Annotated in this window: 16 protein-coding genes and 1 pseudogene; 6 read left to right on the top strand and 11 right to left on the bottom strand. The window is 55.1% G+C overall.

Annotated features, from left to right (window positions below):
• Window positions 1-101: 101 nt before the first annotated feature.
• From F8N80_RS00815 to F8N80_RS00800, 4 genes are all read right to left on the bottom strand, one after another.
• On the bottom strand, window positions 102-1,754 hold the full coding sequence (locus tag F8N80_RS00815; RefSeq protein WP_150782981.1) for an AMP-binding protein: 1,653 nt from the start codon (window positions 1,752-1,754) through the stop codon (window positions 102-104).
• The gene (locus F8N80_RS00810; protein WP_191632834.1) at window positions 1,751-2,497 is read right to left on the bottom strand and encodes a nitroreductase; all 747 of its coding nucleotides are present in this window, start codon (window positions 2,495-2,497) and stop codon (window positions 1,751-1,753) included. The genes F8N80_RS00815 and F8N80_RS00810 overlap by 4 nt, the downstream gene beginning before the upstream one ends.
• 53 nt (window positions 2,498-2,550) lie before the next feature.
• Window positions 2,551-3,897, bottom strand: a complete 1,347-nt coding sequence (locus F8N80_RS00805; RefSeq protein WP_150744968.1) for an MFS transporter — start codon at window positions 3,895-3,897, stop codon at window positions 2,551-2,553.
• A 241-nt stretch (window positions 3,898-4,138) separates the two neighbouring features.
• A complete protein-coding gene (locus F8N80_RS00800; RefSeq protein WP_150782980.1) occupies window positions 4,139-5,155 on the bottom strand; it encodes an AraC family transcriptional regulator in 1,017 nt (338 codons plus the stop codon).
• Between F8N80_RS00800 and F8N80_RS31060 the strand changes: the two genes are divergently transcribed.
• Window positions 5,154-5,327 carry a hypothetical protein gene (locus F8N80_RS31060; protein ID WP_191632833.1) on the top strand — a complete coding sequence of 58 codons (174 nt, stop codon included), beginning with the start codon at window positions 5,154-5,156 and terminating at the stop codon, window positions 5,325-5,327. The two genes, F8N80_RS00800 and F8N80_RS31060, sit on opposite strands and share 2 nt — an antisense overlap.
• Here F8N80_RS31060 and F8N80_RS00795 read toward each other — a convergent pair.
• From F8N80_RS00795 to F8N80_RS00770, 6 genes are all read right to left on the bottom strand, one after another.
• Window positions 5,313-6,464 (bottom strand): MFS transporter, encoded by a 1,152-nt coding sequence (locus F8N80_RS00795; protein ID WP_150744966.1) that lies wholly within the window; start codon window positions 6,462-6,464, stop codon window positions 5,313-5,315. The genes F8N80_RS31060 and F8N80_RS00795 overlap by 15 nt on opposite strands.
• A gap of 98 nt (window positions 6,465-6,562) precedes the next feature.
• Window positions 6,563-7,597, bottom strand: coding sequence for a GlxA family transcriptional regulator (locus F8N80_RS00790; RefSeq protein ID WP_150782979.1), 1,035 nt, complete (start codon window positions 7,595-7,597; stop codon window positions 6,563-6,565).
• Window positions 7,598-7,645: 48 nt separating this feature from the next.
• Window positions 7,646-8,995: an MmgE/PrpD family protein gene (locus tag F8N80_RS00785; protein ID WP_150782978.1), complete on the bottom strand. Its 1,350-nt coding sequence runs from the start codon at window positions 8,993-8,995 to the stop codon at window positions 7,646-7,648.
• 86 nt (window positions 8,996-9,081) lie between these two features.
• Entirely contained in the window at window positions 9,082-10,125 is a 1,044-nt protein-coding gene (gene proX, locus F8N80_RS00780; RefSeq protein ID WP_150782977.1) for a glycine betaine/L-proline ABC transporter substrate-binding protein ProX, read from the bottom strand.
• A 68-nt stretch (window positions 10,126-10,193) separates the two neighbouring features.
• Window positions 10,194-11,159, bottom strand: a complete 966-nt coding sequence (gene proW, locus F8N80_RS00775; protein ID WP_150744962.1) for a glycine betaine/L-proline ABC transporter permease ProW — start codon at window positions 11,157-11,159, stop codon at window positions 10,194-10,196.
• 48 nt (window positions 11,160-11,207) lie between these two features.
• Window positions 11,208-12,245, bottom strand: coding sequence for a quaternary amine ABC transporter ATP-binding protein (locus F8N80_RS00770; RefSeq protein WP_046056305.1), 1,038 nt, complete (start codon window positions 12,243-12,245; stop codon window positions 11,208-11,210).
• 448 nt (window positions 12,246-12,693) lie between these two features.
• Here F8N80_RS00770 and F8N80_RS00765 point away from each other — a divergent pair, with 448 nt between their 5' ends.
• Complete coding sequence (locus F8N80_RS00765; protein ID WP_191632832.1) at window positions 12,694-13,647, top strand: LysR family transcriptional regulator; 954 nt, start codon at window positions 12,694-12,696, stop codon at window positions 13,645-13,647.
• Between the two features lie 135 nt (window positions 13,648-13,782).
• Here F8N80_RS00765 and F8N80_RS00760 read toward each other — a convergent pair whose 3' ends face one another.
• A complete protein-coding gene (locus F8N80_RS00760) occupies window positions 13,783-15,018 on the bottom strand; it encodes an aromatic ring-hydroxylating oxygenase subunit alpha (protein ID WP_150744961.1) in 1,236 nt (411 codons plus the stop codon).
• A gap of 645 nt (window positions 15,019-15,663) precedes the next feature.
• On the opposite strand from F8N80_RS00760, the pseudogene F8N80_RS32060 reads away from it, so the two are divergent.
• The 4 genes and pseudogenes from F8N80_RS32060 to F8N80_RS00740 form a co-directional block, all read left to right on the top strand.
• A pseudogene (locus F8N80_RS32060) lies at window positions 15,664-15,812 on the top strand (GntR family transcriptional regulator); the annotation flags it as partial.
• 132 nt (window positions 15,813-15,944) lie between these two features.
• A complete protein-coding gene (locus tag F8N80_RS00750; RefSeq protein WP_150744960.1) occupies window positions 15,945-16,856 on the top strand; it encodes a dihydrodipicolinate synthase family protein in 912 nt (303 codons plus the stop codon).
• Window positions 16,849-18,366, top strand: a complete 1,518-nt coding sequence (locus F8N80_RS00745; RefSeq protein WP_150744959.1) for an aldehyde dehydrogenase — start codon at window positions 16,849-16,851, stop codon at window positions 18,364-18,366. Before F8N80_RS00750 ends, F8N80_RS00745 begins: the two co-directional genes overlap by 8 nt.
• Entirely contained in the window at window positions 18,363-19,709 is a 1,347-nt protein-coding gene (locus tag F8N80_RS00740) for an NAD(P)/FAD-dependent oxidoreductase (RefSeq protein WP_150744958.1), read from the top strand. The genes F8N80_RS00745 and F8N80_RS00740 overlap by 4 nt, the downstream gene beginning before the upstream one ends.
• The last annotated feature ends 14 nt before the right edge of the window (window positions 19,710-19,723 follow it).

Here is a 19,723-nt window from a genome sequence, read left to right as displayed (position 1 = left end):
CCTCTCCCTGAGAGAGCGACGCGGCTGCGCTCCGCACGTTGATGAATGTGTGGGTGTCAGTTGTGCAGGATCAGCATGATTCGAGCGAGATCACGCAGGTGTCAGCCACTTGAAGCCAGCCGTACGATCGCTTCCTGACTGCCCGCCTGTTGGCGAAGAATGAACTTCTGGATTTTCCCGGTGGCCGTTTTCGGAAGCTCCATGAAGATCACCCGGTTTGGGCACTTGTAGCGGGCCAGGCGTGCCTGGCAGTACGCGATGATTTCCGCTTCTGTAGAGGAGAGGGCTTCGCTTTTCAGTTCGATAAAAGCGCAGGGTACTTCGCCCCATTTATCGTCCGGCTGCGCGACCACGGCGGCATGAAGTACCGCCGTATGACTATGGAGGATGTCTTCGATTTCAACGGAAGAGATGTTTTCACCACCTGAAATGATGACGTCCTTGCAGCGGTCGGTGATCTGCATGTAGCCATCGGCATGAACCACCGTGACGTCACCGGTATGAAACCAGCCGCCCTCGAATGCCTTTTGCGTGGCGGTCTGGTTTTTCAGGTAGCCCATCATCACGGTATTGCCTCGCAGCAGCAGTTCGCCGGTGGTCTGGCCATCATGGGGGACGGGTTGTAGCGTTTGCGGGTCCGCGACCATCAAGCCTTCAAACGCTGCAGCACGTGCGCCTTGTCGAACACGCATTTTCGCTTTTTCTCGATCGGGGAGCTCATCCCATCCGTCCTGCCACACGCAGCTGATCGGCGTGCCCGCCACTTCAGTGATGCCATACACATGGTCAACCTGGAAACCCATGGAGACCACCGTGTCCAGCACCGTTGCCGGAGGCGGGGAGCCTGCGGTCAATACGCGAACCGGGTGGGGCAGAGCAGGGGGAAGGGGGGCGTTGGCGATCATGGCCATCACCGTGGGCGCTGCGCAGAAATGATCAACCCGGTGTTTGGCAATCGCGTCGAACACCGTTTCTGCCGATACCTTGCGCAGGCACACATGGGTGCCGGCCGCTGCCGTGATCGCCCATGTGAAGCACCAGCCGTTGGCGTGGAACATGGGTAACGTCCACAGGTATCGAGGCGCTTGCGGGAGCGACCAATTGGTCATCTGTAACAGGCTCATCAAGTAGGTGCCACGGTGGCTGACGACAACGCCTTTCGGGTCTCCCGTGGTGCCCGAGGTGTAATTGAGGGCGATAGGTTGCCACTCGGTATTCGGCCATAGCCCTTCGAAATTCTCGTCGCCCTCGGCGAGCAGTGTTTCGTAGTCGGGCACCTGCGAGTCGACGCACACGGCGGCCAGGTGATCGCGAATGTTGATCACTGCCGGGCGGCATTCGAGTCGCTCAAGTGCCGCGCCGGCAACGGCCATGTACTCACAATCGACCAGCAGCAACTTGCATTCGCTGTGGCGCAAAATAAACGCAATGCCTTCGGCGTCCAGGCGATGGTTAATCGTGTTGAGGATGGCGCCCGATAACGGAATCCCGAAATGCGCTTCGACCATCGCCGGCGTGTTGGGCGAGATGATGGACACCGTATCGCCTGGGAGGACCCCTCTGCCCACCAGCGCCGATGCAAGCCGGTAGCAGCGCTCGCGGGTTTGCGCCCAAGTCCTCTGCAGCTCGCCATGGACAATGGCGACGCGTTCGGGGTGAACCAGTGCGGCTCTATCCAAAAAGCCGAGGGGTGTCAGCGGGACATGGTTCGCCGGACTCTGATCGAGTCCGTGAGCGTAGGCACCAGTAATCATGGACAGGTCTCCTTATTATTATGAAAAACGGCGAAAGCGCTGACCGGCTCACGGGCCGTGACCAGCGTGTTTTCAATGGACGCGGGATCGGCGTAGCCAAGGCTCATGCCGCACACCAGCATTTGCCCGGATGGAATGCCCAGAACCTCTGAAATGACTTTGTGATATTTGAGAAAGGCGGCTTGCGGGCACGTGTGCAAGCCTCGACCGCGGGCGGCCACCATCACGCTTTGCAGGAACATGCCGTAATCCAGGAGGCTGCCCTGCTCAAGCACTTTGTCCAGCGTAAACAGCAGGCCTACCGGTGCATCGAAGAACCGGTAGTTGCGTCCGTGCTGTTGGTGCATGCGTTGTTTGTCACCCTTGGCGATCCCCAGCAGCCCGTAGAGATCCCAACCCACTTTGCGCCTGCGATCGACGTAGGGTGTGACCCATTCACGCGGGTAGTACTCGTAGGGATCTTGCATATTGCTACTGAGCTGCGGATCGTTGTCGATGGCTTCGATCGCCACCGACAGACGTTCCTTTACGTCGCCGGTGACGACGTGAACGCGCCACGGTTGCATGTTGACCCCCGAGGCACTGAAGCGCGCGATGTCCAGAATCGCTTCGATTTCTTCACGCGGCACGGCCGTCGGCAGGAAGGCTCTGACACTGCGGCGTGAGGCGATTGCCCAGTCGACGGTGCGCTTTAATTCTTGCGCTGACAGCGGCGGTAGTGACAAGCGATTCAAGGGACACATCCTTCAACTGATTAGAGTCAGACGACAACGAGATCTGGACTGCAGACGGTCGGTCAGCGAGACAACGCTGGCGCTTTGCTGACCTGTGTGGAGTCCGCCCGTGCCTGGTTTACAAACGTGACCGCCAAGGCGCCAATCAGGCCTGCGAGTGCGATCACCATGAAGTTCTGCTCGAGTGGCAAGGCCAGCGAGACGAGCCAGCCGATCAGCACTGGCGCAATGATTGCGCCGATGCGGCCGACACCGGACGCGAAGCCCACGCCCGTGGAACGGATTGAGGTCGGGTAGAAATCGCCCGCATAGGCGTAGGCAATTAATTGAGTGCCGAGGGTGGAGGCGCCGACAATGAACACGACCACAAACAACAACTCAGTCGAGCGTGTAAAGCCCATCACGGTCAGCGCCACCGCGCCCACTACGTAGAATGAAACCAGCACATATTTGATGTTGAACTTGTCGCTGAGCCATCCGCCTCCGAGCGCACCGACAATCGCACCTACGTTGAAAACGATGACGAAATTGAGCGCCGAGCCCAGGCTGTGGCCTGACATAGCCATCAGTTTGGTCAACCATGAATTGAGCGCGTAGACCATGAACAGTCCAGTCATGAACGCTGCCCAGATCATCACCGTGCTGAAGCCGCGGCCTTCGCTGAACAGCCCTTTGATCGGGGTGTTGAGCGAGGCTTCGCTCTCGGCAGGATTACCCGCCAGCACCGTCTGGCTGTCCAATGGATAAGTGGGACTGATCCTTTTGATGAGGGCTCGCAGTTCCTGCTGGCGGCCCTGTTTGAGCAGGAAGGCCATGGACTCCGGCATGGTCTTCAAGATAAACGGGATCAACAGCACGGGAAGGCCGGCGACGTAAAAAACCGACTGCCAACCATGACTTTCGATCAGTTGCTTGCCGGTGAGTGCGACCAGAATGCCGCCCACGGAGTAGCCTGCAAACACCAAGGTCACCAACCGGGTACGAAGTTTCGCTGGCGAGAACTCGCCCATTTGCGCGGTCACGATCGGCAGAACGCCACCGATCCCCAGCCCGGCGATGAAGCGGGCGATGCTGAAGCTGATCGGGTCGCTGGTAAGCCCCGCAGCCGCTGTGAACAGGCTGAACAATGCTACGCAGATGGCGATCATTTTTGGTCGACCGATACGGTCGGCCAGCGTCCCCAGAAAGATCGCGCCAAGCATCGTTCCCAACAGCGCCGAGCCGGCCATGATGCCTGCGCTGGTCGGGTCAATTCCCATGTCCTGCATGATGGCGGGCAATGCAGCACCCACAACGGCAAGGTCGTAGCCGTCGATGACCAATATCAGCACGCACCAGAAAAGAATCAGCCGATGGAAGCTGTTGAACTTTGATTCGCCTGCGAGCGTATAGACGTTCACTGGTTGCATATCGTGTCTCCTTCGATTTTATTTTTGTTGGTGAAGTGCACTTGCCTGCATACATCGAGATAGCCGCGGTTTCCTGGCCATTCTAGGTAGGCGGTTTTGGGCAGCCCATGCCTGGGCGCGCCAACTTGTGTGAGCTGTTTGGGCATGTTTGAAGAGCGCGCGCGGTTGCCAGGAAAGCAGTTCCTGGCAGGCGTCTATGGAGCGGGGAAGGAGGGCGGTGCGTCGTTTCGGTAAAGCGGCACTAGTCGTCGCAATGGTTGCGCCGATAGGCGCCAGGGTTGACACCCGTCCACTTTTTGAACGCGCGGTGGAAAGCGCTGGTTTCCTGGAAACCGGTTTGTGCCGCGACTTCGGTCACCGTCAGGTCTCCACGCGAGAGCAGGTCGATGGCCATGTCGCGACGTAAATCATCCTTGAGGTTTTGATAATGAGTACCTTCTGCTTGCAGCCGACGCTGCAGGGTAGAGTTGGACATGCAGAGCACCAGCGCCAGCTCGTCCCTTTCTGGCCACTTGTCCGGGCTCAACCCTCGCAAGCGTCGTCTTATCTGCGCACTGATACTGTCGTCGTTACGGTATTTGACCAAAAGGCTGGCGGGGGATTCTTTCAGAAACGCGCTGAGACTGGCGGGCGTCTGCGCAATTTTCATGTCCAGGAACTTCTTGTCGAAGATGACCTGGGTTATTCGCGCGTCGTATTGAATCGCTTCACAAAAACGCATTCGGTAGTCGCTTTCATCGGCAGGCCTTGGGGCGCGGAAACTGAGCGCCAGCAATGGAATACGCTGGTTGACCAGCCAGCACGCCAAGCCATGGACCAGGATAAACCAGGTGCCATAAGCGAACAGACGCCGCAAGCTCCCATGATCCTGCAGGATGATCAAGGCGTGATCTTCCTTGGTGTGCAATTCACCATGGAGGTCATCGAGTACCAGCCGCAGGAACGAAAGCATTCTCTGTAGAGCCTGGCCCAACGTGTCGCAATCAAGAAGGGCATGGCACATCAGTTTGAAGGTGCCACGTCGCATTGGATGACTGTCAATACCGAAGAATTCGTCATCCAGCAGGTCCGCCAACTCGACCCACAGACGAGCGAATGAACTGGCAGAAACCCTTGCTCGCGGGGCGTCCAGCAGTTGAGGATCGATGTCGGCTTTCTCTAATGCAAATGCCACATCGATGTCTCGTTGCCTGGCGCTGTGGAGGGCTTCATGCACCAGTGCGATTGACGTGGTTCCTTTGTCCTGGGATGTCGCCATGAGTGCTCCTTGGATGGACGGCGGATTTCCGATCAACTCCACGGTGATCATCCGCCTCGGCAAGTTACTTGCGGGGGTGGGGATTTCAGCTCAGTGGCTGGAATCGTTCTTTGAAGGACGTGCCTGGTGGGTTGAAAGCGCGCCTGAAAAGATTCGATTAATTGCGAAGTAATCGAGCTGTCGCACTGACAAAAACCAGCAGGACACTCACACAGCCAAGAGCGAATGACAAGGTGCTCAGATGGGCGACCGCCCCGATAAATACGGGACCTATCAGAATCCCCGCGTAGCCCATCGAGATGACAGCCGGGATGGCTACCGCCTGTGGCATACGTTGCTGGCGGCCTACAGCAGTAAAGAGCACAGGGACAATGTTTGAGCATCCAGCACCGACCAGAGCGTAGCCAATCAAGGACGCGACCCAGCCATCGATTCCAAGCGACACGATCATGCCTGCGGCTGCGCAGAGTCCGCCAAGCGCAACGACGCGCACGCCGCCTAGTTTGCTGACGATGGCATCTCCTGTCAGGCGGCCCACCGTCATCGCAGCAGCGAAGGATGCGTAGCCCAAACCGGCGATGCTCGGCTCTAACCCTCTGCTCGAGACAAGGAAAACCGCGCTCCAGTCGAGGATTGCGCCTTCAGTGAGGAAGACGATGAAACAGAGCGCCCCTAAAAACAGCACGATACCTCTGGGCACCGCGAACATGGGTCCACCCCGTTCAGTGCCATAAGTCAGCAAAGCCGGCGCTGCCTTGTAAAGCGATCCCAAAACGGCGGCAACGATACAAAGCGCCGCAATCAATGGATCCAGCCCGAAGGTCAGCAGAGCGGTCATCGCCCCGGCGCCCAATATGCCTCCGACGCTGTAAAGGCCATGGAAGCCGGACTGAAGTGCCTGCCCGCTGTTTTTCTCGACGATGACAGACTGTATGTTCATGGCGCAATCAAGCATGCCCATGCTGGCGCCGAAGATAATGACAGCGATCACCAGGCCAGGCAGCCACACCACGGTGCTCAATAGCGGAAGAACGGCACACAAGACAATCGTCGCCCAGATGACGACCGGTCGGCATCCATAGTGTGCAGTGAGATATCCGGCGAAGGGCATGGCCACGATAGATCCACCGCCAAGGCCAAGCAGCAGCAACCCCAGGCCACCATCGTCCAATCCCGCGCGGGCTTTAACCAATGGGACCAGAGGCGCCCATGCGGACATGAGTAAGCCAGCGATAAGGAAGGCGATGCGTGTAGACATCCGCTCGCTGTGGTTAGCGGTGGGTATCAACACCGGCGATGGAGCATTCATAATTCTCGGTAGTCCCTATCGAAGATGCTAGCCATCATTTGCTCGGCTTAGACAGTGCGGGTTTTTTGTATTTTTTACGTGCCAGGGTTTCGGAAAACTTAGCGCCTGCGCTCATACGTCGCTCTATAACTACTCGGCGCTACGCCAAAGAAGTCACGAAAGCGCATATGGAAGTTGGCGAAACTACAGAAGCCGGTCGCAATCGCGATATCGGTGATCGGCCGATTGCTCTGCAGAATAAGCTGTCGCGCTCGAGTCAAGCGCAGCTCAAGGTAGTAACGCGTGGGCGTGGCGCCCACGAAACGGCAGAAGCGACGCTCCAATTGTCGTCGGGAAATGTTCACACATTCTGCCAGCTCGTCGATCGATAGCGGCTCTTCGATGTTCTTTTGCATCAGTTCTAAAGCGAGCTTCAGGGTTTGTGGCAAGGTGGGGTCAGAGTCAACGATGACAGTCGATATCCCAGAGACTTCAGTCGTTTGATCACAACTAAGTATTTCTTCGACAGCATGGGTCAGCGACACGCCTTGTTTGGCGGTGATGAGTTCCAGCATCATGCGTAACGAGCTGCTGGCGCCGGCGCACGTGATGCGGTTTCTGTCTATTACGTGCGTTCGACAAGAGACCAGCACCTTGGGAAAAACATCCTCCATCATCGCTCGCCCATCTGGATGGAAGGCACACTCGACACCGTCCATTAGCTGAGCTTCCGCCAGAAAAAATGCGCCGTTCCACAACCCGCCCATGGTCGCGCCAAGAGAGGCGACGTTACGTAGCTTGCGCCGTAGTAGTGGGTCGCTGATCAGCTTCACTCGTAAACCACCGGCGACGATCAGAACGTGAATACGATCCGGTAGTTGTGATAGCTCCAGGTCTGCTGAAATCGCAATTCCCAGATCGCTCATTACCAAACGGCTCTTGACGCCGACAGTCAACACCTCAAATGCCGGTGTCTCGCTAATCAGGTTGGCGGTCACCAGCGCATCGATAGCGCCGGTGAACGACATCATCGAGAAATTGTTCAAAAGCACGAAAGCTACACGAGTCACCGCCTGCGGCTTTATTGGTTTCTCCGCCGTGTAGGAGTACCCCATGTTCTTGTCTTTGAGCACGCTCTCGAATACAAATGGCATAAATCCTCTTTGACACCTGAACGAATAACTAAGAACCCGTCGCGCAATCTAGACAGCGGTTTTTGGAGCGGATAGCAACAAATCAAAGAATGATTGGCAGTCATCACTACCAGGCAATGTTTCAACACTGTTCTTGATGGCATTGCTGAGTGAGGTTCCCAAGCTGTCATCAGCCAGTAAATGGTATTTAGCAGTGAGTTCGTCACTCGACATAGGGTTGCCGGGGTCGCCCTTGGCCGTCGCGGTGGGGCTCGTAAGACGCGTGCCGTCTTTCAGGGTCACCGTGACGCGGGACAGAATTTCCTCCGGAAACCTGGCGGACAGGTCAGATGCTTCATGAAGGGTTATTTTCTCGCTGATACTCAAAATGTCTGGCGCATGAATGGAATCCCCGGTGACCTCTTTAGGGCCCAGCTTCCCGCGAACGATCAAGGCAGCCAGCGGGAACGCTAGAGCATATTGGGCCTCGTCCGCATTCTTCGGAAAATGCCCCTGCAAGCACACAGACTCATGGAATGTTTCGACATCTATGGTCTCGATCAACTCTGCTGTAATGACTGGATGCATTCGCATCAAATCGGTCATGGCCGTGAGTGCCGGTTGTGCCCAGCGACATACAGGCCAAGGTTTGAAATATTGCTCGTCGATCTCCCAGCGGGTTCCGATGTCCTGCCAGAAAGTGGAAATCTCCAAAGGTTCAACGGTGGCGGCTGGAGCGCCAGTGACTCCGAGCTGTGCCATCAGTAGTGCGTTCAGTCCGGCATACGCCCCGGCACCGTGGGCATCACGCAACATCGTCGGAAAGCTCACCAGGCGCATCATCGGGCACCTCGGGCCAAAGTATTCCGCGATACCCAGCGCATGTCGAAACGTCGTTTCATCAAGCTTCAGCAGGCGGGCGCCAGCGCAAACGACCCCGATCCCGGAAAAGGCACCTGACGCATGATATTCAGGGGCGGTGGCCATCAATGCCTGGCCCGCTCGCAAGGCGGTCTCGTAACCGATGCACAGTGCGCTGAGGAATTCTTCGCCGCTGATGTCTTTGCCCTGACTGCGATAGGCGTCTACCAATGCAACGATGGCCGGGACAACGGTGGCACCCGCATGCCCCTTGGAGGTGAAGTGACCTTCATGTGCATCCAGGCTATCAACGCAGAAACCGCCTGCATACGCGGCGCCCAATGGATGTACGGCTCTGCCGTCGAACCAAAGGCGGCTGGACAGCTTATTGGCAGCGTAGTGGGTGTCGGCATAAGTTTTGAGCATCACGCTGGTTTGATTGTCGCGAGCACCGGCGGCCACACCAATGATGTCGAGCAGGCAAGTTTTAACCAACTCGCGTGTATGCAGGGGTGCGTCCTTGAAACTGAAATTCTGGACGAATGAATACAACTGCATTTCATGATTCCTGAATGATGAAGCCGAAACGGATGAAAAAGTTGCCCGGGGAAGGGCAACCTTTTATGCAGATTTAAATGAAGGGACTAATTTTTTGCGGTGGCGGTATTAGCCGCGGCTCGTGCGTCTGCCAGCCAGCTGTCGTATTCCGCGCGATGGGCCGCGATCCATTCTTTGGCGTGACGAGTAATGTCCGCTGCACTTTTTTCACCATTGTGCATTTTGAGATTTTGAGCGCTTTCATCGTCGGTAGTGATATGCATTTCAGACAGGAACTTCACGGCAGCCGGATTTTTCTCGGCGAACTCTTTGTTGATTACCGCTTTGACACTGTCTACCGCGAAACCAAGGTTTTTACCATTGAAGGTAGTGTTGGTATCGTTTTTGCCACCTGGGAGATCCGTACGCGGCACGGTTAACCAAACAACATCTTTACCTTCGACCAGTACACCGGAGATCCACTGAGGCACCCAGGTGTAATAGAGAACCGGCTTGCCTTGTTTGTAACGGGCGATGGTGTCGGCCATCAAGGCAAAATAGGAGCCCTGGTTATTTGTGACGGTTTTTTCCAGGCCATAGGCTTTCATATGGTGGGCAATGATCAGCTCACAGCCCCAGCCGGGGTTGCAACCTGTCAGGTCGGCTTTACCGTCGCCATTACTATCGAACAGCTTGGCAATCTCTGGCTTTTTCAAATCGTCGATAGAGGTGATGTGATACTCATCAGCCGTTTTCTTATCGATCATGTAGCCCTGTAGTACGCCCGGCATGATATCGCCGGTTTTCACCATAGTCTCATCGCCGCCGGCCTTCTGGTAGAAAGATTTGTGTAGTTCCTCCCACAGATGAACCGAGAAATCAGCGTCACCATTGGAAATCGCAACCATCATGGTGGAGTACTCGGTTTCCTTTGGGGTTTCAACGTCGTAGCCCAACTCCTTAAGACCCGCCATAGCAATCTCGCCGCGGAATCGCTCTTCGGCGATTGACGGGAAAATCGGGATGATTGATACACCTTTTCCGGGTTCCTGCGCCGTCGCGGCCGATGCGAAAACAGGTGACACCGCTAGTACTAGAAGCGCGACAGAATGAATAAATTTCTGTTTTATTCCGAAGGCTGTGAAGTTCATTATCGTTTACCTTGGCTGGATTAAGAAGTTGGCATTTTTTTTGGTTCACGACGCGCCGCTAAGCGGAATTAGCTTTCTTTGGGACTGACTTCTATTTTCGTAACAGTGTTTTTTCTCTTCAGGCGATAAATGACACCCGCCGGGCCTGTCTGGTACCAGTGCTCACCTTTGGTTGCCCTGTTACTGCGTTCGCCCATTGCCTGGGTCAGGCGGTCGAGGAAAATTGCCAGCAATACCAGGCCCAAGCCACCGACGGTTGCCAAGCCCATATCAAGGCGGCCAATCCCGCGAAGTACCATCATCCCCAACCCGCCAACCGAAATCATTGATGCGATCACCACCATGGAAAGTGACAACATTAATGCCTGATTCAGACCCGCCATGATCGTCGGTGCCGCTAAAGGAAGTTGAACCCGCCTCAGCATCTGGCGTGGGGTACATCCGAAAGCCCGGGCGGCCTCAACCTTGTCTTCCGGTACCTGGCGAATTCCCAGATTGGTGAGCCTGACCAGTGGTGCTACCGAAAAGATGATCGTGACCAGTACTCCCGGTACGTTGCCGATACCAAACAGCATCACCACGGGTACCAGATAAACAAATGCAGGCAGTGTTTGCATTGCATCGAGCACCGGCCGCAGAAGCATCTCCAGTCGGTCACTCCGGGCACACAGGACGCCCAGCGGTATGCCAATAACTGCACAGAAAAACAGTGAAGTGAGTACCAGGGCGAGGGTGATCATGGCGTCATTCCATACGCCGATTACTCCTAAGAGGGTGAGGGTGACGAAACAAAGGATTCCAATCTTTCTCCCTCCTACCTGCCAGCCGAAGAGCGTCGCGAGAATAATGAATATTGACGGAGGAATAGCCAGTAATCCGTACTGAATACCATTAAGTACCTGGTCGATTGGCCATCTTATCGAGCGAAATATCTCGCGGAAATTATGGACCATATAATTCAGGGCAACTTCTACCCATTGGCCCAAAGGGACGTTGATGGATTGAAACGGGTCTAGAAAACTGAATTCGTTCATGCTAATCACCTGAATGTCCGAGCCTGGCAAGCCAGCGAGTAGAGACTATTAGTGACGGCTCATTGTCTGGAGCAGTAGGCTCTTGGAGATCGTGCCTTTGAAAACACCTTGGCGATCCAGCACAGCAACTGGATTAACTGCGTCAGCAACGATGTGAAAGACGTCCTGCAGGAGTACATCGTCGCGCAGCGTGGGAGTGGATTGATCCATGGCGTACGGATGCTCTGCGCAAATTTTGGCAACATCACCAGCCTTGAGGATCTTCGAGGCATCGAAACCTTTGAAGAAAGCTCTGACGTAATCGTTCGCGGGGTTGCAAAGCAGCTCTTGCGGGGTACCGATCTGTACTACCCGGCCACCCTCCATGATCGCAATGCGATGGCCGATGCGAATCGCCTCGTCAATGTCATGGGAGATGAAAATGATGGTGCGATGCTGTTCTGCCTGCAGGCGGATCAGTTCGCCCTGCATTTCGTGGCGAATCAACGGGTCGAGTGCCGAGAAGGCTTCATCCATCAGCAGGATGGCTGGGTCATTGGCCAGCGCTCGGGCCAGGCCTACCCGCTGTTGCATACCGCCGGACAGTTGGTGCGGATAGCTGTAGGCGTGGCCATCGAGCCCCACCTGTTTGAGTGCCTCGAGTGCACGTTTATGCCGTTCACTTTCCTCGACACCCGAAATTTCCAGACCGAAAGCAACGTTGTCGATCACGCTCATGTGGGGCATCAGGGCAAACGACTGGAACACCATGCTCATGTCTTTGCGACGAACGCTGAGGAGATCAGCATCCGACAGGCCGGTGATTTCCTGGCCGTTAAGATGGATGGTTCCGGAGGTTGGCTCGATCAGTCGATTGAACAACCGGACCATCGTCGACTTCCCGGAACCGGAAAGCCCCATGATGACGAAAATCTCTCCACGTTTTACGGAGAAACTGGCATCAAAAACGCCAACGACTTGACCGGTTTTGCTGAAAATTTCATTTTTATCAGCACCGCGAGCCAGCATCTCCATCGCGAGCTTTGGCTGAGCACCAAAGACTTTGTAAATGTTTTTTACCGAGAGTATCTCGTCACCAAGACTCATAACCCCTCCTGCTGCAATTACGATGTAAGATCAAGAATTCAGGTGTACGTGTCTTGATCAGCTAAGGCGGTGCTTGTGGGGGCAGTCAAGCTGGGAAAAAGGTTGGGAATTAGTCATTTTGACCATCCTCTTTATTATGTGATGTTTATTATTTTTGTTTTATCGGCGCTGAATTCAGCAGTACCTTGAGAACCAAGTTATTACCTAATAGAGTCAGCGTCTAACAACATTTCTTCCAGCCAATCAATAACGTCATGTTATCAATCGTTGAGTTGTGTCAATTTGCGACTGCGGCAGTGCCGATTGCGAAGACGACTACCGCTGGCCCTGTCTTAGACCCATCGTTTCAGCTACGCTCCAGCGTAGGCTCTAGGTGAAACCCTCTTGCCAATCTCGACCCTAACGGCCCTCCAAGGGGCCCCGAACCGGATATTCAATACTCTAGGTTATGGTTAAGCACATCGATCCAGACATGACGCTGCTGAAAATGCCGTCTCTGAAAGCCGTGAAGTCATTCGTAGCAGCCGCCAAATATCAGAGCTTTACGCGTGCGGCAGAAGCACTGTGCGTTACTCAAGCGGCAATCAGCCGTCAGATTCGGGAGCTTGAGGCGTACCTTGGGGTAGATCTCTTCAAAAGGGTGGGTCGAGCGGTCGAGTTAACGGAAGCCGGATCCATATTTTTTGATGCGGCACAGATATCTTTCGTCAACATTTCCCAGGCTGCGGAACGCATTCGCACCAACAATGCAGGCAAGCGTACTTTGACGCTTTGTTGTTCTCCCGCGTTTTCAGCCCTCTGGCTCGCAGCCAAGCTACCGGGGTTTTTTACCAAGAACGCAGACATCGACCTCAATCTGGTGACCACTCAAAACTTTTTGTCGATGGAACCGGGTGTCACTCCGGACATCTTCATCACCAAAATGGCCAGGATTCAGGATGGCTACCGTAGTTATCCGTTGTTTCATGACGTCATCTACCCGGTGTGCACACCTCGTTATAAAGAGGAGCATCCCGAACTGTCCAGCCTGGAAGGATTACGCGACGGGGTTTTGCTAAACCTCAGCCCCTATGGCAGATCCCAGGTAGCGGAGCACGTTGACTGGGGCGTTTGGCTGGCTTATCACGATGTTGATATCGAGAAACGCCCCCACGACAGCCCTCACGTTTTCAACGCGAACGACTACAACCTCGTGATAAGCATGGTGTTGACCCATCAGGGCGTAGCCCTCGGATGGAATCACCTGGTTTCAAACCTGATCGAAAACGGCACGCTGATTCGTCCGATCGGAGAGGAAGTGGTTCTCCATGAAAGTCAGCACTATCTGACATTTCGTGAAGACCGGATCAATGACGACGCCTGTTGCCGGCTACGCGACTGGATTCTCGCCCAGTTTTCCTGAACCGTTTAGAAGAAAGAAACCCGGGCAGTGGCTGAGCAGTCACTCGGGTTGCGGGGAGGGAGAGAGGTTTGAAGGTGAACTGAAGGGGATGCCGGTGGTGATCCTTCGTGGTTCTCACCACCGGCAGTGACGCACTTAACCGACAGATCTTAACGGGATCGTGTCATTGAGCTGCTCAAGCATCGTTTTGCAGTACCAATCATCGAACTGGCACACGCCAATTTCGCTGGCCACCGATAACGGACCTGGCTCGTAAGCAGGAGAGCTGACACCCACCTGTGCGCCTTCAACCAAGGTGCGATCCTGGTCATTGGTTGCAAGCCAAACCTTGGTCAGGCGATCGATGTCGTAGTCGACACCTTCCTGCGCGTCCTTCTTGACGATCCATTTTGTAGTGACCATCGTCTCGCCCGGACCGATGGGCAGAACGCGGAAGCTCAGTGCGTGATCGCCCAGAAAGTGGTTCCAGGTTGATGGGTAGTTGAAATAAAGCAGCGCACCGATGTTGGCTTCACCGGTTGTGTCCAACCGGCCAGCGACCGCAGGCTTGCCATCCATTGTGTAGCTGACGGCCCCGGAAAACAGGGGAATGCGCGTCATTCGGAAACGACCTTCATCATCCATGACCAATCGGCTAGGCAGACCTGCCGCTTCGCAGCGATCCCAGTGCTCTTTGAGTTCGAGATCCTCATCGCCGCCAGCACCCCCCACCGATGGGTTGTCCACGAATGAGTGCATCAATTCCGGGTGAGTACAGTCGCAGTGGTAGCACTCACGGTTGTTCTCGAAAACCAGTTTCCAGTTGCCTTTCTCGATGATGTTCGACTCAAACGCGACTTTGCAGTCGTCCAGGTTATGAGGCGCAACGAAAGGGGTGACGGATTTTCTGAACGAAGAAAAGTCTGGGGCGACATCAGCTACGCACACATAGATGTACGTTTCGACGACCTCGCAATGCACGGACTTCAATCCATGCTGAGACTTGTCGAAATCGTCCCCCATGTTCCCGGCGAAAAGCAGTCTGCCATCCAGCTCGAATGTCCATTTGTGGTAAGGGCACACCAGCTTGGCTACCTTGCCGCTGGCTTCCGGGCACACCTTTGAACCGCGATGACGGCAGGAGTTGTGGAAGGCCCGAATCTGTTTGTCTGCGCCACGGACGACCGCGACGGGGTAGTCGCCGACTTGCAGCGACAGGTACTGACCCGACTTCTCCAGCTCAAATGTGTGCCCTGCGAAGATCCAGCTTTTGTGCCAGATCTGTTCCAGATCCTGCCTGTAAACGTCTGGATCGCTATAAAGGGCACCTGGCAGCGCGTGGTCAGGCTTGCGCTGCGCGATTAGATTTGAAACTGCCGATTTAGTGCTCACGGTCAACACACTCCAAAATACCAAGGGGGCGACACGTTCAGCCTGCTCTGCGAGGTGAGGCCAAACGGTCTTGAGTTCGCAGTACCGTCTGTGGATGCAAGCCCATCAAACCGTGCTGCTTCAATCCGCGAACCGGAACGGTTTGCCACGTCCGGGAAGCGCCTTACGAAAAATGTGCCTTCTTGGATGGTGGTGCCATCCGTGCACTCATTTCGTTCCAGTCCTTACTAATGCAGACATTTCTGTAATGCCGATGTTTGCATCAATAGCGATATTTTCTACAGTTCCTTATTCGAGCTCGGGCAAAGGGATCCTAACTAATGGAACGAGTGTACGAGAAGTCTTCGTCGCCAATTCGTCGGTAAATTATCGCTGTTGTAAGGCTACGACGGTAATCATGCACCAACAAGAAACTTTTACGCTGATCAATGCATAAACAAATGTTATCGATTGAAGCTATGAGCTCAGCGACGGCGTTTCAAGTCATTGAATATCAAGGAGAAATTTTTTTATGCGGTGGTCGATTTTTCGATCTGAGAATGTATGCGGCAGAAATACACGCTATTGACCGTCTTCTTGGCCCATGCCAGTCTGGATTCAACAGTTAACCGTACTAGTCGATCAAGCAACCTCTGGAGGTCATTTGTGAAAGGCAGCAAAAGTGCTCTTTACAAGACTTGAAGCGTCAGATTCTGACAATGGAACTTGATCCAGATGAAGCGCTGGACGAGGTTGTTATTAGTGAGCGTTATGGTCTCTCGCGAACGCCCGTTCGTGAAGTGTTCAGACGTCTGTGCCGTAGTTGATCTCGTGTTTGAGCATTGGGGACTGTCCCGTGAAAACATGCAGATTTTTATCGCGCCTCAAGGCATCAAGGCTGACGCGCTCGTTGATCTTCCACCTAACTCGCATTCGGAGCATTTATCTTGAAATTTGAAGGTATTTATACGCCAGCAGTAACTCCTTATAACTCTGATGGGGAGATTGACTGGAATGTGTACTCGGAAGTTTTGGAGTCGCTGATTGAGGCGAAGGTGCACGGCATTATTATCGGCGGGTCGACCGGCGAGTATTATGCGCAGACTTCGGAAGAACGCACCGAGTTGGCGGCCTACGCCAAAGATGTGATCGGCACTCGGGTGCAACTGATCGTCAGTACCGGGGCGATTCGTACCGAAGATGCGGTTCAGTACGCCAAGGATGCCAAATCGATCAAAGCGGACGCCATTCTCGTCACGTCCCCGCCTTACGCGCTGCCAACCTCACAGGAAAACGCGATTCACGCACTCACTATCGATCGCGCAGCGGACCTGCCGATCATGCTTTACAACTATCCGGGGCGCATGTGCGTTTCGATGGATGAAGAGTATTTCACGCGTGTCAGTCAATCGAAAAACGTCGTCGCCATCAAGGAAAGTTCCGGCGACATGGGCCAGGTGCATAGGCTGGCCCGGCAGTTCCCCAACATCGCCTTGTCCTGCGGATGGGACGACCAGGCCCTCGAGTTTTTTGCCTGGGGCGCCCGCAGTTGGGTGTGCGCAGGTTCCAACTTCCTGCCCAAGGAACACGTTGCGCTTTATGAAGCCTGCGTGATTGAAAAGAACTTCGACAAAGGCCGTCAAATCATGTTGGCAATGATGCCGCTGATGAATGCCCTGGACGGTGGCAAGTTCGTGCAGTCGATCAAGTACGGCTGCGAAGTTGCCGGATTGAAAGTCGGTAACGTGCGCCTGCCATTGCAGCCACTTGAAGCGGACGAAAAGCAGAGTTTCGCGTCGGTCATTACTGAACTCAAACGCAACGTAGCCAACATTACTTCGGGGGCCAGCCATGGGTGATCTTCTGAGCAAGGCCGAATATGCCGCTCTAGCCAAAGACATTTCGTTGCCATCCAAGGCGTTCATCAATGGCGCGTTCAAGCCCGCGATCTCTGGCAAAACCTTCGCCACGAACAACCCGGCAACGGGTGAGTTTTTGACAGACGTCGCTGCCTGTTCGTCCGAGGATGTCGACGTTGCGGTGAGTAATGCCAAGGAGGCCTTCGAGGATGGACGATGGAGGTCGATTTCTCCCAGGGAGCGCAAAGCTGTTCTGCTGAAGTTTGCGAGCCTGCTTGAAAGCCATCAACACGAACTGGCCGTCCTCGAGAGCCTCGACAGCGGCAAGCCTGTGAGCGAGTGTCAGCTGGTCGATGTGCCGGACACCATCCACACCCTGCGTTGGCACGCGGAACTGATCGACAAGATTTATGACAACACCGCGCCGGTGGGCAGCGACGCGCTGACCATGGTGGTCCGGGAGCCGATCGGCGTGGTGGGCTGCGTATTGCCCTGGAACTTCCCGCTGCTGATGCTGGCTTGGAAAATCGGCCCGGCGCTCGCTGCGGGCTGTTCGGTCATCGTCAAACCTGCAGAACAAACGTCGCTGACCACGTTGCGCGTCGCTCAGCTGGCGTTTGAAGCCGGTATACCCGCCGGTGTCCTCAACATTGTGACCGGCACGGGCAAAGAGGTTGGCGAGCCCATTGGCTTGCATAACGACGTCGACATGGTGAGCTTTACCGGCTCTACCGCGACCGGCCGCCGTTTCCTGCATTACGCCGCCGATTCGAACCTGAAACGCATCGTCCTTGAGTGCGGCGGAAAAAATCCGGCCGTGGTGATGGACGATGCCCAAGATTTGGATCTCGTCGCTCAGCATGTCGTCAATGGCGCGTTCTGGAACATGGGCGAAAACTGCTCCGCGACTTCACGTCTGATCGTCCATGCGTCGGTTAAAAACGAGCTGCTGGAGCGCATGGGCGCCTACATCCGCGAATGGAAGATGGGCGACCCACTCGATCCGCAAAACCGCGTAGGGTCGCTGGTCAGCCCAGAGCATTTCGCAAAAGTGAAGTCGTACCTTGAGCACGCCACCGCCGGGAAGCTTGAAGTTGTTTACGGTGGCGCGACCAAAGACGGTGCCTTCGTAGAGCCAACCGTGATTGACGGTGTCGGTCGAGACAACCGTCTGTTTCAGGAAGAGATCTTCGGCCCGATTCTCTCGGTCACCTCCTTCAACACGATCTCCGAAGCCATTACGCTGGCCAATGACACGGTCTACGGCCTGGCCGCCTCGGTATATACCGCCAGCCTGCGGCGGGCAATCAAGTTGTCGCGGGAAATTCGCGCCGGCATCGTCACCGTGAACTGCTTTGGTGAGGGCGATGCATCGACGCCATTCGGTGGCTACAAGGAATCAGGGTTCGGCGGTCGGGACAAATCCATTTTTGCCCATGACCAGTACACCGAAATCAAAACCATCTGGATCGATGTGTCTGATCGGTCGGATGAAGAGACCGAAAAATGAGCACCCATACCATCAAGCGCCTGCCGGTAGACACCGGGGTTTCAGGTTGGGAGGCGATTTCCGCACGCACTGCGCCTGTCCGCATGCTTGATGGAAACGTGACGGCGGACTGGCTGATTATCGGTGCCGGTTTTGCCGGACTGTCCGCCGCACGCAGACTTTCACAGCTGCACCCGGGCGACAGCATTGTTGTGGTCGACGCTCATGAAGTCGCCAAGGGCCCGGCGGGTAGAAACTCTGGCTTCATGATCGATGTGCCGCACAGTCTGTCGTCCGGGGAATACTCCGTGGCGAGTGAGTCTGCAACGGCGCTGGAAATCACGCAAAATCGTTTTGCCATTGCTTTTGCCGCCGACGCCGCACGCGAGTACGGCATGTCCCCAGATACCTTCGACCCTTCCGGGAAGATCAACGCGGCCGCCACTGATCGGGGATTGAAGCTGAACTTCAATTACGCCAAATCCCTTGAGCGCATTGGCGAAAAGTTCGAGATGTTTGATGCGGCGCAAATGCGCGAAATCACCGGGTCCACCTATTACCACGGTGGGATCTACACGCCCGGCGCAGTGATGATTCAACCCGCGCAATACATTAGAGACCTGGCAGCAGGGCTCGAAGGGAAGATCACGCTGTTCGAACGCTCTCCGATTATTGAATTGACCAAGCAGGGAAGTGGTTGGAGCGCTCGATCTCACAACGGCACGGTGCACGCACCTAAGGTCATTCTGGGGGTTAACGGGCACATTGAAGACTTTGGCCATTATCAAGGACGCCTGTTGCACGTCTTTACGTACGCCTCCATGACGGCAGCGTACAGTGATGATGCATTCAAGAAAGACGTGCCGGGTAAAGCCAGGTGGGCATTGTTGCCGGCTGATCCAATGGGAGCGACTGTTCGTAAAATCTCTACAGACGGTCTCTCACGTATCGTTATCCGGACAAAGTTCACCTATGACCCGAGTATTCAGGTCACCCCAGAGCGTGTAGCTGCGGTTGCCAAAGAACAGCGACATTCCTTGGATGCCCGCTTTCCCGAATTGAAATCCACTGCGTTGGAGTTCAGTTGGGCCGGCCGTCTGTGTTTGAGCCGTAACAGCGCCGCTGCATTTGGCGAGATCGAAGAAAACCTGTATTCGGCTTGCTGCGAAAATGGGTTGGGAACGGTCAAGAGCACCCTGGCAGGTGTCATGGCGGCGGAAATGGCTTCGGGTATACGTTCTGATTTTCTGGACAGTTTCAGTCACGGGCCAGGACCCAGCAGGCTACCCCCCAAGATAATAACGAAGCTGGGCGTCAGTTCGGTTATTCGCTGGCATGAGTTTTGGGCCGGGCGAGAAGGTTAGTAAGTTAAGTCGTC

Source organism: Pseudomonas fluorescens, assembly GCF_902497995.1.
Taxonomy (GTDB): Bacteria; Pseudomonadota; Gammaproteobacteria; order Pseudomonadales; family Pseudomonadaceae; genus Aquipseudomonas; species Aquipseudomonas fluorescens_BK.
Note: the sequence above shows the minus strand (reverse complement) of the source record. Positions and strands in the feature narration are given on the sequence as shown.